The 13,419-nt window shown below is 40.7% G+C and carries 11 protein-coding genes; 6 read left to right on the top strand and 5 right to left on the bottom strand.

Annotation, left to right across the window (positions count from 1 at the left end):
• Window positions 1-12 precede the first annotated feature (12 nt).
• On the top strand, window positions 13-504 hold the full coding sequence (gene moaC / locus IEW82_RS15575; RefSeq protein WP_188696495.1) for a cyclic pyranopterin monophosphate synthase MoaC: 492 nt from the start codon (window positions 13-15) through the stop codon (window positions 502-504).
• Between the two features lie 62 nt (window positions 505-566).
• Here the strand turns inward: moaC and moaA are convergent, their stop codons facing one another.
• The 3 genes from moaA to IEW82_RS15560 are packed head-to-tail and all read right to left on the bottom strand — an operon-like array spanning window position 567 to window position 2,773.
• Window positions 567-1,580, bottom strand: coding sequence for a GTP 3',8-cyclase MoaA (gene moaA / locus IEW82_RS15570; protein ID WP_188696492.1), 1,014 nt, complete (start codon window positions 1,578-1,580; stop codon window positions 567-569).
• A 26-nt stretch (window positions 1,581-1,606) separates the two neighbouring features.
• Window positions 1,607-2,416, bottom strand: a complete 810-nt coding sequence (fdhD, locus tag IEW82_RS15565) for a formate dehydrogenase accessory sulfurtransferase FdhD (RefSeq protein ID WP_188696489.1) — start codon at window positions 2,414-2,416, stop codon at window positions 1,607-1,609.
• Window positions 2,417-2,428: 12 nt separating this feature from the next.
• Window positions 2,429-2,773 (bottom strand): Na-translocating system protein MpsC family protein, encoded by a 345-nt coding sequence (locus IEW82_RS15560; protein WP_188696485.1) that lies wholly within the window; start codon window positions 2,771-2,773, stop codon window positions 2,429-2,431.
• A gap of 446 nt (window positions 2,774-3,219) precedes the next feature.
• Here IEW82_RS15560 and fdhF point away from each other — a divergent pair, with 446 nt between their 5' ends.
• The 3 genes from fdhF to IEW82_RS15545 all read left to right on the top strand — a co-directional run bounded on the left by fdhF (window position 3,220) and on the right by IEW82_RS15545 (window position 8,511).
• On the top strand, window positions 3,220-6,156 hold the full coding sequence (gene fdhF / locus IEW82_RS15555) for a formate dehydrogenase subunit alpha (RefSeq protein WP_373285728.1): 2,937 nt from the start codon (window positions 3,220-3,222) through the stop codon (window positions 6,154-6,156).
• A gap of 22 nt (window positions 6,157-6,178) precedes the next feature.
• Window positions 6,179-6,664 (top strand): helical membrane plugin domain-containing protein, encoded by a 486-nt coding sequence (locus IEW82_RS15550; RefSeq protein WP_188696482.1) that lies wholly within the window; start codon window positions 6,179-6,181, stop codon window positions 6,662-6,664.
• A gap of 743 nt (window positions 6,665-7,407) precedes the next feature.
• Entirely contained in the window at window positions 7,408-8,511 is a 1,104-nt protein-coding gene (locus IEW82_RS15545; RefSeq protein ID WP_188696478.1) for a P-loop NTPase, read from the top strand.
• A 276-nt stretch (window positions 8,512-8,787) separates the two neighbouring features.
• Here the strand turns inward: IEW82_RS15545 and IEW82_RS15540 are convergent, their stop codons facing one another.
• Entirely contained in the window at window positions 8,788-9,258 is a 471-nt protein-coding gene (locus IEW82_RS15540) for a hypothetical protein (RefSeq protein ID WP_188696475.1), read from the bottom strand.
• A gap of 697 nt (window positions 9,259-9,955) precedes the next feature.
• Between IEW82_RS15540 and IEW82_RS15535 the strand changes: the two genes are divergently transcribed.
• Complete coding sequence (locus IEW82_RS15535) at window positions 9,956-11,620, top strand: hypothetical protein (RefSeq protein WP_188696471.1); 1,665 nt, start codon at window positions 9,956-9,958, stop codon at window positions 11,618-11,620.
• 414 nt (window positions 11,621-12,034) lie between these two features.
• Window positions 12,035-12,505, top strand: coding sequence for a tRNA (uridine(34)/cytosine(34)/5-carboxymethylaminomethyluridine(34)-2'-O)-methyltransferase TrmL (gene trmL, locus IEW82_RS15530; RefSeq protein WP_188696468.1), 471 nt, complete (start codon window positions 12,035-12,037; stop codon window positions 12,503-12,505).
• A gap of 204 nt (window positions 12,506-12,709) precedes the next feature.
• On the opposite strand, the gene IEW82_RS15525 is transcribed toward trmL, so the two are convergent.
• Window positions 12,710-13,168: an NUDIX hydrolase gene (locus tag IEW82_RS15525; protein WP_188696465.1), complete on the bottom strand. Its 459-nt coding sequence runs from the start codon at window positions 13,166-13,168 to the stop codon at window positions 12,710-12,712.
• Window positions 13,169-13,419 lie beyond the last annotated feature (251 nt).

Here is a 13,419-nt window from a genome sequence, read left to right as displayed (position 1 = left end):
AGGAGTCATAGCATGAGTACTTTTTCCCATTGGAATGAAGAAGGCAGACCGAAAATGGTTGACATTTCCCAAAAACAGGTCTCAGAACGGACCGCAATCGCGCAAAGCAAGATTTCGTTATCTGATGCACTATACGATGCGATTAAGAACGGTCAGATTAAAAAAGGTGATCCTCTTCAAGTCGCACAAATCGCAGGGATTATGGGAGCCAAAAAAACCGCCGACATCATTCCTATGTGTCATCCCATCGCCTTACAAGGCACCGATTTTTCATTTCACTATGAAAAAAAGAGTGAGGGATATGACTTAATTATTCAAGCGACTGTAAAATGCGCAGGTCAAACCGGTGTCGAAATGGAGGCCTTAACCGCAGCTTCCATCGCCGCTCTAACCTTTTACGATATGTGTAAAGCCGTCGACAAATCCATGGTGATTGCTGAGACATACTTAGTGAAAAAGACCGGTGGCAAAAGCGGTGACTTTACCCATGAAAAAATAAAATAATAAGCTTATCCTGAAAGGACTAGGCATGCCTGCCTGGTCTTTCTTTTTGGCTGCTGAAACAGTTATCCACCTATATGAGACATCTCCACCTTCGATTTTTTTCGCGCACGGTTATTGGCGCGATCATCTGAATAGCGATCGACCCGGTGATTCCAGACATCAAATATTTTTTGTTTGACGACGGCATCATCATCGCTTGAACGCAAGCATTCTCGAAGGTCAAAGCCATTTGTAGCGAATAAGCACGTATAAAGCTTTCCTTCTGCCGACACTCTTGCCCTCGAGCAGTTCGCACAAAACGAGTCCGTAACAGATGAGATAATGCCAATTTCCTGCTCATCATCTACGTATTGATATCTCGTGGCAACTTCCCCAACATAATTAGGATCGACAGCTTTTAATGGCATGACAGCATGGATGGTTTCCAATATTTCTTTCTTAGTCACCACTTCTTCCATCTTCCAACCGTTTGAATTACCAACATCCATGTATTCTATAAATCGGAGAATATGCTGTCTTTCCTTGAAATATTTTGCCATCGGTAAAATATCCTGTTCATTTTTCCCTTTTTGGACAACCATATTAATTTTGACTTTTAATCCAGCATCGGCGGCTGCTTGAATCCCTTCGAGCACCCGCTTCACTTTGCCCCTATTTCCGTTTAATTCTCGAAAGCGTTCATCGTTCAAGGAGTCAAGACTGACGGTCACTCTTTTTAATCCTGCACGAACCAAATCCTGCGCTTGATGCTTAAGCATGGAACCATTCGTCGTTATAGCAATATCTTCGACACCGTCCATCTGATGTATACGTGCAACAAGCTCTGGCAAATCCTTTCTTAGTAAAGGTTCACCCCCGGTGATCCTCACCTTTTGCACACCCAACGCAACAAATATGGCTGTCAAGCGTTCCATTTCTTCAAAAGTGAGAATGCTGTCAGATGATAGAAAAGGATAATCCGGCCCAAAAATTTCTGCCGGCATACAATAACGGCAACGAAAATTACAGCGATCAGTTACAGATAAGCGTAAGTCTCGTAACGGGCGCTGCCATTGATCCAACACACCATGCTTCACGATCTTTTCCCCCTCTCCATTCAATTTTATTCAGACTTTCCCGAGACATTAATCACGCGTTCTGGAATCGTATAAATATTAAACGAATCGTTACGAATAAAGCCAACTGTTGTAATGCCAAGTCCTTCGGCCAATTCTAAGGCTAACGCTGTAGGCGCTGACTTGGAGAGTACCATTTCACAGCCGATTTTCGCTACTTTTAGCAAGATTTCTGATGAGATCCGACCGCTAAAGACAATGACTTTCCCTTTAATTGAGATACCATTTCTTAGACAAAAGCCATATATTTTATCAAGTGCATTATGCCTGCCGATGTCCATTCTGCTTAATATCACACCATTGAGGTCGCATAACGCAGCATTATGGACACCACCTGTTTTTTGAAAGGTGTGCGCAGAGCTTTGTAAGTCATTCATCAGCTGGAAGCAATCATCCGGCGTCATGCGGACATGGATATCTTTCATTTTTTTGGCTGTTAGCGCGTCATTGACAAAGACAAAGCCTTGGCGACTGGCCCCACAACAAGACGTGATATAACGCTTGTTTTGGAAATTTTGATAATAGGGATTCAGCTTATGGGTATGAACATGGACATAGCCTTCCTGCTCCTGAATCCAGATGTCTTTTATATCCTCGTATCGCTTGATCACACCTTCTGACGCTAAATATCCAACGACCATATCTTCAATATGCTCAGGCGTGCATACCATTGTAACAAATTCTTCGCCATTTATTTTAACGGTGACAGGAAATTCCGTAACAATGGTATCCTTTTCATACACTTTTTCACCTTTTGTGAAACGGATAATCTCTCTTTGAATTTCTTTCGGTTTCATAGCGCATTCCTCTCACGTAATATTTTTATCAAAAATGAATACAGAAATGGCCATATCTTCTTCCACCTTCATATCCGAGAACAAATGGAGCAATTTGGCGCCGACCAGTTCTTCCATTTTTTCAGGCGGCTTTTCTGAGTAAATGTCCTGAATCATTTTAGTTCGCGCCGAGTGAACCATTTCCCTTCCTTCTTCCGTTTTTGAAATAAACAGTTCTGTTGGTGTTAAATTCCCATACAATGTTGATATAGCCATGTTTTCCACAAATACAGTATGTATACGTTCAGGGCCTTTTCCGTAAAAATCTTTACGGAGCTTTCGGATAATATCGTTAAATTCATGAATCACTTTTGACACATCACGACACTCCCAAGAAAAGAATACTTTTCTCATTTTACTCCAGAAAAAATTTTTTACAAATCATTTCATTTGACAATGTAACACATAAATTTTGAATTGTAACTTCTTGAGGTTAGAGGTATAATACTTAACAGTATGAGGGATGGAGCTATAATAATGCATTGTTATGACTCTATCTTTCACTACTCATAAATTGATTTGGCCGGATTGGTAGATTAGCAAGTTCTGCTATTACAACTATTCCACCATGATTACACAACTCTTTCTATCAAGAAGCTTGTGTTCATGGTGGATTTTTCATTTTATCTAAGGCTTAAGATGTTTAAATCAATTTTATTCGTTCAAAGGGAATCGACGCCTTCTCACTATGAGAATATTTCAGCTGAAGCTCTGTCAATCCCTGATTCCAGCAATGGTTACATCGTCTAAAAGGAGGCTGCATTATGAATGATTCAACCTTCCATATCAAAATTAACGATGTGGAATATGAAGCACATGCAGGTGAAAAAATCATTGAGGTTATTAATCAAAACAATATCCCCCATCCACAAATTTGTTATCTTCCATCTGTAGATCCCATCCAAACGTGTGACACATGTATCGTTGAAGCGGATGGTGAACTCGTGCGCTCGTGCTCTACTCTTGTAAAAGCTGGCATGGATATCAAATTAGACTCTGTACAAGCAAAGGCATCCCAAACAGAAGCAATGGATCGCCTGCTTGCTAATCACTCTTTATACTGCACGGTCTGTGACAATAATAATGGGAATTGTAAACTACATAACACCGCAGAGCTCATGAATATCGAGCATCAAAAATACCCTTATACGCCAAAGGTCGATTCGAGTGAAGTAGACATGTCCCATCCGTTCTATCGCTACGATCCCAATCAATGCATTGCTTGTGGTCAGTGTGTCGAGGTCTGTCAAAGCCTACAGGTCAACGAAACGCTATCCATTGACTGGGAGGCTGACCGTCCGCGTGTCATTTGGGATGACGGCGTTCCGATCAATGAATCTTCCTGTGTCAGTTGTGGCCAATGCGTCACCGTCTGCCCATGTAATGCCTTGATGGAGAAATCCATGCTGGGTAATGCGGGATTTATGACTGGCTTAAAACCCGATATGCTAGAGCCCATGATTGACCTTGTAAAAGAAGTCGAGCCTGGCTACAGTGGTATTTTCGCCGTTTCAGAGGTTGAAGCCGCAATGCGTGAGACACGGACGAAAAAGACAAAAACCGTCTGTACTTTTTGTGGTGTCGGCTGTACCTTTGAGGTGTGGACCAAAGGCCGTGAAATTCTAAAAATCCAGCCAAGTGATGGTCCTGTCAATGCAGTATCAACATGTGTTAAAGGGAAATTCGGCTGGGATTTTGTCAACTCTGAGGAACGTCTCACCAAACCGTTGATCCGTAAAAATGGCCAATTTGTTGAATCAAGCTGGGAAGAGGCACTAACCTTAGTAGCCCAAAGACTTGGAGAAATTAAGAGCCAATACGGAAAGGATTCTGTAGGTCTCATTTCCTCATCCAAGATCACTAACGAGGAAAACTACTTAATTCAAAAACTAGCACGTCAAGTCTTTGAAACGAATAATGTTGATAATTGCTCACGGTACTGTCAGTCACCTGCTACCGACGGGTTAATGCGCACAGTGGGAATGGGTGGCGATGCTGGGACGATTAAAGATATTGCTCAAGCAGGTCTTGTCATTATCGTCGGGGCTAACCCAGCAGAAGGGCATCCTGTCCTAGCCACACGGGTGAAACGCGCACATAAATTACATGGACAAAAGCTGATCGTTTCAGATGTTCGCAAAAATGAAATGGCTGAACGCTCAGATCTCTTCATCCGTCCCAAACAGGGCACCGATCAAGTCTGGCTAATGGCGGTCACCCGTTATATGATCCAACAAGGCTGGCATGACCAAGGTTTCATTGATGAGAATGTTAAATTCTTCTCTGAATACAAAGACATCCTTGAAAAATATACACTTGAATACGCTGAAAATATCACTGGAATTTCCAAAGAAACACTGATTGCTATTGCTGAAATGATTCGTGATGCCGATGGAACCTGTATCCTTTGGGGTATGGGTGTGACACAAAACAACGGAGGTTCAGATACCTCAGCCGCTATTTCTAACTTATTGTTAGCAACAGGAAACTATCGTCGCCCAGGTGCCGGCGCCTACCCTCTTCGCGGGCACAATAATGTCCAAGGGGCTTGTGACATGGGAACCCTCCCCGGCTGGCTTCCAGGCTATCAACATGTAGAGGATGACGAAGCTCGCGCAAAATTCGAGGCGGCTTATGGTGTGCCTATTGACAACAAGCCCGGTCTCGACAATATCAACATGCTGCAATCCATCTCAGAAGGCAAAATGAAAGCAATGTATCTCGTGGGTGAAGATATGGCTCTTGTCGATGCGGATAGCAATCATGTAGACAAAGTATTATCAGAGCTTGATTTCTTTGTTGTTCAGGACATCTTCTTTTCAAGAACGGCCCAATATGCCGATGTCATCTTACCTGCAGCGCCTTCTCTTGAAAAAGATGGAACGTTTACAAATACAGAACGCCGCGTGCAAAGATTATATCAAGCCCTACCTAACCTTGGCGATTCTAAGCCAGATTGGTGGATCGTGCAAGAAATTGCTAAGCGTCTAGGGGCGGATTGGGGCTATCAACACCCAAGTGAGATTTTTGCTGAGATGGCCAGCCTCTCCCCTATTTTTGCTAAAGCAAACTATGAAACGCTTGAAGGCTGGAATAGTTTCCTTTGGGGAAGTCATGATGGCGAAAGCACGCCACTACTTTATGAAGACGGCTTTAATTTTCCAGACAAAAAGGCCCGCTTCGCCCTTTCTGATTGGGTAGAGCCCTATTCATTTGCAGAAGAATTTGACCTTCACATCAATAATGGACGCATGCTCGAACACTTCCATGAAGGCAACCTGACGAATAAATCAAAGGGTATCCAAGCGAAGGTTCCAGAAATTTTTGTTGAAGTGTCTCCAGAACTCGCCGAAGAACGCGGGTTAGAAGATGGCGCTCTCGTCCGTCTCATCTCGCCTTTCGGTGCTGTCAAATTAAATGCGCTTGTGACAGATCGCGTTCAGAAAAACGAATTATTCTTGCCGATGAATTCAGTGAACAAAGAGTCTGCTATCAACTTCTTAACAGGGCCTATCTACGATAGTCGAACCAACACGCCCGCCTACAAACAGACGAAGGTTCGTATGGAGGTCCTAAGCAATAAAGGCAAAACGCCATTACCTAAAACCAATCCACGGGACAAAAAACGCCATCCGCAAAATGGTGTTGAAGTCGAACGTAAATGGCATCGATCGGACTATATTCATTTAACAACAAAATAAATTAGAAAGGATGGTACTTACTATGGCAGAACCGATTACCCATATTCAGAGGCCAACATTCACCGATGAACAAATAACGGAACAAAAGCTTGAAGCATTAAAAAAGCAATTTGCTAACAATGAAGATGCCTTGAACAAAGTCCTTGACATTGTCGGTGAACTTCATGATATAGGTGTGTTAGAAGCCGCAGATGCCGCCCTACAAGCTAAGGAGAAAATTGCCAAGATCGTTTTAGAGCAAGTCTCTAGAGAGCCTGTCACCAATTTGCTAAACACGGTTATGGGGGCAACCGGTGCGGTGATGGCCGCTGATCCGGAGCAAATGACAAAGCTCATAAAAAGTACCATGGCAGGTGTCGATGCCGGCAGTCAATTTGTTCAAGAGGACCAAAAAATTCGTGTGCGAGATCTTATGAAAACATTAAAGGATCCCGACATTAATCGAGCTATCGGTTTTGGCATTCATTTCTTAAAGGGCATGGGTAAGGAATTAAAGGAATCAAACTAAGCGATTGATGCTCCCCACAATTTTTAATAAACAAAAAAGGATGAGGGTAAAACAAAACGAAAAGAAATCACTCTATTACCGAACGCTAAGCAGCCAGGGAAACGGGAAACATAGTCAAAATACGGAAACACCTAGGGGAGAAGCACGTGTCCGAAGATCCACTTGGAAAATAAATCGTCTATTCCCAAGTTAGCTTAGGCCATGCCCGTGGAAAGTAAAGTATTTTGCCGGAGCGCTTTATGACTCACTGAAAAATCCGAACGCATCCCTTCAAAATGGTGAATGCGTTCGGGTTCTCTATGAGCTGAAGACTTCTGTCCCAGCTCCATCCTTTTTTCCACAATGAATATGCCTATTTCACCAACACATAGTGTTGTACACTTTGTCTCAGTTCATTTAAATAGCTGTTCAAAGATTAAAAGCCCGTAAACTGCATGCAGAAAACTCTCTAATGACCTTGTTAGAGATTTGACATCATTTAGTGAACCCATCTTCACCCTCCCTCTTTCTTTAACCCATTCATCCTCACTGTGACTCACTATCCATCTTTATTCAATCGCAAACAACACCTTATTTTGTCTTATTAAAAATCAATAAAACAAAGGAATGTTACTGAATATATTTATTTTGATTCCTAACACGCATAAAATGAAATCACTTCTTCCTTATTATTTAGGCTTAATTTTTAAGTGTTTGACCATAATGAATCATGAGTAATTTTTTCTTAAGGAGGAGGATGAAAAATGATTTCAAAAGATAAGATACGCCAAGTCTTAACGACCATAAAAGATCCTGAGCTCCAAAAGAGTATTGTTGAACTGGACATGGTAAACACCATTCAAATTGACGAGACGACCATTTCACTTGATATTAAATTGGCCGTTTCCAGCTATCCCTTGAAAGATAAAATTGAAGAGGCTATTAAACGTACGCTTTTATCCATTGGCGCCGACCATGTGTCAGTGACTTTTAAGGCCATGTCAAGTACAGAACGGCAAGCATTAACGGAAAAGCTTAAAACGTCAATGACAACACCAAGTGGCCTCCCTAAGCTTTTAAGACCAGGATCGGGGGTCACCTTTCTTGCCATCACAAGTGGAAAAGGTGGTGTCGGTAAATCAACTGTCACCATTAATCTCGCAACAGCGATGGCGCGCATGGGTTTAAAAGTTGGAATCCTCGATGCCGATTTATACGGCTACAGCATCCCCAATATGATGGGTATTCAAGAAAAACCGATACAAATCGATCACATGCAACTGCCAGTACAAGGCCATGGCGTTAAAGTGATGTCTATCGGTCTTTTTGCCACAGAGAATCAATCGATCAATTGGAGAGGTCCTATACTTAATAAGTGGATTAAAAGCTTTATCGTGAATACCTACTGGGGTGAACTTGACTATTTATTGATTGATCTACCGCCAGGAACAGGTGACATTGCTATTGATATTGCCACACTTATTCCGCAAGCTAAGGAATTGATTATTACGACCCCTCATAATGTTGCCGCTCATGTAGCTACAAGAGCGGGTACTATGGCACGTTATACCAAGCACGACATTATAGGTGTTGTTGAAAATATGTCCTATTATATGGAAAAGGATGGTTCTAAAAATTATCTTTTTGGTAAGGGTGGCGCTGAAAAACTTGCCTTTAAACTGCAAACAGAGGTTATTGCTAGCATTCCACTTGGAAAACCAGAAGAAAGCTTAACCGCCTCAATATATGATGAAGACAGCTATATCGGCGAGGTGTTTCAATCCTTAGCAGAGGATATCGTCTATGTAACGAAAAAGCACATACAGGATAACAAGGAGCAAACTATAAAAAATCTGGGACATCACTAAAACAAAGTTCTAGACCAAAAGGTGGGTTTGTCTTAAGATATTCTCCCATAACGCACTCTGCAATCCCGTACTTTCTCCAATAATTATTCGCTTTCTTGCACTAAGGATAAGCAAAATGGATAGAAGTATTCTATGTATAGAGAGGCCAAATCCCTTCACACTTTCTACCTGAAGCTGAAGGGTTCGGCCTTGTAAGTTTTGTCATGAAACATTTCTTCAAAACCTTCGTTTGCCACGAGTATGGCCACCTTCTCCCCTTTTCCTTAACCCCACCTGTTACAGTTTGTTCGTTGAGTCTTTTAGTTTTAAAAACTTAACAATAGATAATTGCAGCCTTAAAAGTATAAATAATATAGGATATGCCATTGCGGAATCGTAAAGCTTCCATTGATTATGATAGAACACCCCGGTTACATCTAGGAGCCATTCATAAATCGTAGCGAAGAGAGACCAACTCACGATATAGGTGATCATCATTACTTTAGATCGTTTGTATGGATAAAAGTTAAGAAATATAGGAGTAATGGAGAGGTAGATAGGGACGAGCCATAGCGTGCCCCATTCAGACCTCGGCCATTGTTTAAAATAGCCATACCAATTCAATTCGATATGCAAAAAGGTATCAGTTAACAATTGGAAATAAGTGGCTATTCCAGTCGTCGCATATAAATCAATTCTCGGTATTCTTTTAGGCATAAAATATACAATTAAAGGGAATAACATCGCGCTTATTATGAGTAAATACATGCATGACATACCTTTTTTAGTGTGATTTCTTATGTAGCCTACCCTAGAGATCCTCTGTGTTAAACATAAAATGATTACAGTTATAAATCCGTTATTAGTTTGCCCTTTTTTATATCAAAGCATCCTTAACTTATAGTTTGAATTTTTGTTAGAAAACCGGGCGAAAAGCATGCCCGGGCCTTGTCCTTAGTATAGAGCATCATCCAATATGAAAGAGGCTTCATTGCCTGATCAAGTGGACGGGAGCGCAAGGAAGCTTACCACTCCCCCGCGGAAAGTGAGCTGCCTGGAGCGGAAATCCGCACCGTCCTTATGATCAGAAATTTTATACCTTCTGATCTTTTTAGAAAACTTGGCTTGCACCACTTCGCTGGTACTCCTGATGTAATTTTTGCAAATCACACACTTAGGGTGCCCGCAAGCCTTAGATGGCGTAAGCCAAAGTTACACTTATACTCTCTTCCTTTATGAGCGTCAGAGAAGTTATACATTCTGTATAGTATAAGTAAAAACACTCCAGTGCCTGCTGAAAGAATAGGTAACCCCCTTAATGTTCTGTTAAAGAAAGCACCTGCCCCTTTATGTCAATAACAATGCAATCACAGCCCTCTTTGTCCTTATGAAACCAATATCAAGTGCTTAACGTATATAGATATTGCAACGACAACATTTGGTATTTATAAAGAGGAGAGAACATATGATTTATCTTTTGTCGATTTTAGCATTAACACTTCACCCTTTAATTTGGAAAGCCTGCTATAAAAATAAGTTATTTTTAATCAGTCAGGTTGCTCGATTAGTGATAGGTATTCTTGTCATCTTTGTCGTGAGTTATTTCAGACTAATCGATTATACCTTTGAAGCCTTTGTAAGCTATGGTCTATTTTTCTTAGGATTATTTTTTGTTTTGGACTTTGTGCACTTTAAAATGAAGTGGTCTTGGATAACGGGAGCAATTGGTGTTCTCCTGTTATTATCCGGTGTTTATATGCACTCGATCTATTCAATGACAATAACGCATGATAAGTATGCCTTTGTTAAGAAAAAGGTGGAGGTCGTCTCCAAAGATTCAGTTTCTATGGATGAGAAGCATATTCCTGTCGTACCAGAGAAATATGCGCGTTACCGCAGTGAAAAACTGTTAGGTGAATTAGAACATTCTTCTTATTATGAGTTAGGTCACACAACCATTCAAAAGATAGACGGCACACTCTATTGGGTCACCCCAATTGAGTATACAGGTTTCTTTAAGTGGCTTAAGGCGAAGTCTGTTCCAGGTTACATTACAATGAGTGCAGAAGATGAAAATGCTGATGCAAAATTAGTAAAGCATGACATGACATACGTCCCTTCTGCCTATTTCAACCAAGACTTAAAAAGACATGTCAGAAGTGAATATAAGGATACCATTCTCTTAGATCCGAGCTTCGAGCCTGATGATTCTGGAAAACCATTTTATGTTGTGCCGTATGGTCACTATAATAAGTTTAGACAAATTATAGATATTGAAGGTGTTTATGTCGTCAATCCAGAAAATGGGGCTATCAAAGACTATAAAAATAAGCACGTGCCTAAGTTTATTGATCAAACGATTCCAACCACAGTAGCTGAACAATGGAACAGTTGGTATGGGAAATATGTTCATGGTTTTTGGAATTCACATTTTACACAAGAGGATGTCAAGAACCCCACGCATTGGAAGGGCATGGACGAAGTAAATGGTGTATTTAACAACCAATTGCAATTAAATTGGTTTACTGATTTCACAAGGCCAAAAGCTGGAAGTGGATCAATGGTCGGCTACTCCTTGTTAAATGCACGGACAGGTAAATTGACGTTTTATAAGGATGCTAATGGTTCCTTGAACGGAAAAGCTGCCATGAATGTTGCTGAGAAAACATTTAGAGCACAAAAATACAGCGCTGGCACACCCACTTTGTATATGATCTACGGCCAATTTACATGGGTCGTACCATTAATGGATTCCAACGATGTCTTTCGTGACATGATGTTAATTAACGCTAAAAACGAAAAAGTGTATAGTGCAGACGAAACGAAAAGAAATTTATTTGACGCTTACAAGTATCAACTCGCTACACGATTAACCGGTGATGACACCGTTCCAAATGACATTGCTGAATTGAAGGAGCACACTGGCACAATCACTGATGTTTACAAGTATCAAGCAGAAGAGAATACAAATGTCGAATTTATGATCAAAGGGCTTGATAAAGTGTTTGTCGTATCCTCCGAAAATAATCCCTACGTCGTCTTCTTAAACAAAGGATCCAAAGTAAAGATTAAATATGTTGATACAGACGAAACAGTGACCAACGTGAAAGATTTTGAGCGAATCAAATAGCATTAGGTGCACTAGTCCGGTATCAGAGACGGTCGTGTTCTTGGAGAGCCATTGGGCTCTCCTTTTCTGCACGATCAAAATTTATAACTTCGCGAGTGCTCATAAAGAAAGATAGTATGCTATCTAAAGCTTGACGACAACCTAAGTGTCTGATTTATAAGAATCGCTATCAGGAGTACCAGTGAAGCGGTGCAAGCCACGTTTTCTAATATAGGAAATATAAACTTCATAAAAGACTTATGAAGCCTAAGTGGACCACCGTGCTTCTTCGATCAGCGGATTCCCCGCAACTTATTTTATAGCTGAATTAGGGCATTAAGCTCTTAGTCTAGCAAATCCCTTGTTAAGTAAGTACACGCCTTTATGATCTTTATGCTATAATTTGAAAGGTAAAAAAGGATAGAGGTGACCAAGTTGGCCATACATGTTGTTCTATATCAACCAGAAATTCCGGCTAACACTATAAATATTGCCCGGACGTGTGCCGCAACGGATACAGCTTTACATTTAATCCGCCCACTTGGCTTTTCAACAGATGCAAAAATGATTAAACAAGCAGGTATCGACTATTGGCAGTATGTTAACGTAGCCTATTATGACTCATTAGCAGACTTTTTCTTAAAAAATCAAGGTGAATTTTACTATATTGAAACATTTGGTGAAAAAAATCATTCAGACTTTGATTTCAGTGATGCATCAAAGGAACATTATTTTATGTTTGGAAGTGAAACAACGGGGTTACCAAAGGATTTATTAGCAAAAAATAAAGATCACTTTTTGAGAATACCCATGAGCGAAAATGTGCGCTCGTTAAACCTTTCAAATACGGCTGCTATATTAGTCTATGAGGCTTTGAGCCAACAAGGATTCCCGAATTTAAAATAAACCTGCTGACTGGTAAGCCTCTTAAGGCGATACCAGTCAGGGATAATCGAACCGCTTGTGTTTGCTGCTCACAGAACGACGAATTATTGGGCAGCTCCGTTATACTGCCCCTACAGTTTCCAATCGCATACGAAGACAAGTTTATTGAATGCACCGTGCAAAGCTACTCTTTTGCACAAAAGCTTTTCAATAAAGCGCAATCCTTCACGCGTGGTCTTTTTTTAAATCTATGTATTGCTCGATAAAGCCTCTATACTCCGCAATTAATGCACGGGGCAACTTATTTATTGGAACATACTCCATCGTTTCTGACTCACTGTAATCAATCTTCATCTCTCCACTGACATCTTTAGTATAATATACCGCTGTTACCGAATAGAACTCATCACCATTTGGAATTTTTGAATAATATTTAGAGCCAGAGAAGACATTCAGTAATTTTAAGTGATCAACTTTTAATCCTGTTTCTTCATAAACCTCTCTTTTAGCAGCTTCTTCAAAGCTTTCTCCTAAATCCATTAAACCACCCGGAAGCCCCCAATAACCATCGAGCCTTTTTTGTAATAACACTTCATTGTGTTCATTTAACATGATAACAACAGCACCAGGTAAAATAATCGGTCTATGCCCAACATACTGCCGCAGGTATTTATAGTATTCCATTTATGCTCCCCTTCGTGATTCTCCTTTGCTTCAATAACAAAAAGTGAATTCCCTGTTAACACTATAATCTTAACATAAATGCCAATTCACTCTAGGGAGCTAACTTATAAATAACGGCATGCACCCTTTTACCCAAGGAAGCACACTATTAAGCTGATCGTAAAAAAAAAAACGAGCAAATGTCCGGTTCTTTTATAAGATATAAAAGAGAGTAACAGCAAGTGCTTTGTCAAGCATATCTAGAATATTTC

Source organism: Pullulanibacillus camelliae, assembly GCF_014642655.1.
GTDB lineage: Bacteria > Bacillota > Bacilli > Bacillales > Sporolactobacillaceae > Pullulanibacillus > Pullulanibacillus camelliae.
The sequence above is the reverse complement of the archived record's forward strand: the minus strand, read 5'-3'. Positions and strand labels throughout refer to the sequence as shown.

Excerpts from the sequence above, each read along its gene's own strand:
- IEW82_RS15545 (WP_188696478.1), top strand. The coding sequence starts at position 7,408 with ATGATTTCAAAAGATAAGATACGCCAAGTCTTAACGACCATAAAAGAT.
- IEW82_RS15540 (WP_188696475.1), bottom strand. The coding sequence starts at position 9,258 with ATGTATTTACTCATAATAAGCGCGATGTTATTCCCTTTAATTGTATAT.
- fdhF (WP_373285728.1), top strand. The coding sequence starts at position 3,220 with ATGAATGATTCAACCTTCCATATCAAAATTAACGATGTGGAATATGAA.
- moaC (WP_188696495.1), top strand. The coding sequence starts at position 13 with ATGAGTACTTTTTCCCATTGGAATGAAGAAGGCAGACCGAAAATGGTT.
- IEW82_RS15525 (WP_188696465.1), bottom strand. The coding sequence starts at position 13,168 with ATGGAATACTATAAATACCTGCGGCAGTATGTTGGGCATAGACCGATT.
- IEW82_RS15550 (WP_188696482.1), top strand. The coding sequence starts at position 6,179 with ATGGCAGAACCGATTACCCATATTCAGAGGCCAACATTCACCGATGAA.
- fdhD (WP_188696489.1), bottom strand. The coding sequence starts at position 2,416 with ATGAAACCGAAAGAAATTCAAAGAGAGATTATCCGTTTCACAAAAGGT.
- IEW82_RS15535 (WP_188696471.1), top strand. The coding sequence starts at position 9,956 with ATGATTTATCTTTTGTCGATTTTAGCATTAACACTTCACCCTTTAATT.